Source organism: Finegoldia magna, assembly GCF_018371055.1.
Taxonomy (GTDB): Bacteria; Bacillota; Clostridia; order Tissierellales; family Peptoniphilaceae; genus Finegoldia; species Finegoldia magna_I.
This window is the reverse complement of the sequence record NZ_JAGYZD010000383.1, coordinates 1-1,039: the sequence shown is the minus strand read 5'-3', so window position 1 is coordinate 1,039 and position 1,039 is coordinate 1. Positions and strand designations below refer to the sequence as shown.

At 33.6% G+C, this 1,039-nt stretch carries 2 protein-coding genes; both read right to left on the bottom strand.

Features of this window, described 5'->3' with window-relative positions; genetic code table 11:
* Positions 1 to 540: aminotransferase class V-fold PLP-dependent enzyme (locus tag KHW44_RS10050; RefSeq protein WP_304069026.1), on the bottom strand; the 540-nt coding region annotated here is incomplete at its 3' end.
* On the bottom strand, positions 530 to 1,039 hold a 510-nt coding region (locus KHW44_RS10045), incomplete at its 5' end, for a SufD family Fe-S cluster assembly protein (protein WP_304069024.1). The genes KHW44_RS10050 and KHW44_RS10045, both read right to left, overlap by 11 nt.

Genomic DNA, 1,039 nt, shown 5'->3' with positions numbered 1-1,039 from the left:
TCCCACTACGTTTGATGCTTGTGTTATTGAGAAAATCTTCGTCTTTTCAGTGATTGTTTTCTTGAATTCTTCAAAATCCAATTGCATATTTTCTTTGTCTACATACAAGTATTTTAGTTTGGCGCCTGTTTTCTTGCACACTTCTTGCCAAGTTACTAAATTACTGTGATGTTCCATTATCGAAATTACAATTTCGTCATTTTCTTTTAAATTTTCATAGCCGTACGAATAAGCTAATAAATTTAACGATTCTGTGGTGTTCCTTGTGAACACTATTTCTGAAGAATCTGTTGCGTTTATGAATTTGGCGATTTTTTCTCTTCCAGATTCGTAAACATCTGTAGATAAAACGCTTAATGTGTGTGCTCCTCTGTGAGGATTTGCATTTTCATATTTGTAAAATTCACTTACGCTATCTATAACTTGAATTGGTTTTTGGCTGGTAGCTGCATTGTCCAAATAAACTATCGGATTTTTGTATTCTTTGTCCAAATACAAAAAGTCCTTTCTTATCTCTTCTACTTGCTTTTTATCTAACATCCAATTCCCTCTTTGCCATTTTTTCTCTGATGAATGAAAGTAGTTTGCTTTCCAAGTTTTCGTCATCTAATCTGCTTAATGATTCGCTAAATTTGGATTCAACTATCATACTTTCTGCTACATCTCTGGATATAGCACGGTTCATTATATAAAATAGCATGTCGGCATCAATCTTACCTGCACTTGCTGCGTGATTTCCTATTACGTCGTCTTCTCCTGCTAAAAGTATTGGGACTGACAAGCTTTTTGCATCATCTGATAACAATACTGCATATTCTTCTTCAGTTCCTGTGGATCCCATTGATCCTTTTTTGAAATCAAGAGTTGACTTGAAGTTTTTGTAAGATGATTCTTTTAATGCACCATTTACGATACATGAAGATTTTGATTCCTTGCCGAAATGATTGATTTCATAAAGCATATTCAATGAATTATCTCCATGTGTGAAGTAAATACTGTTGATATCCAAGTTAGAATGTTTGCCATTCAAATTAGCTTT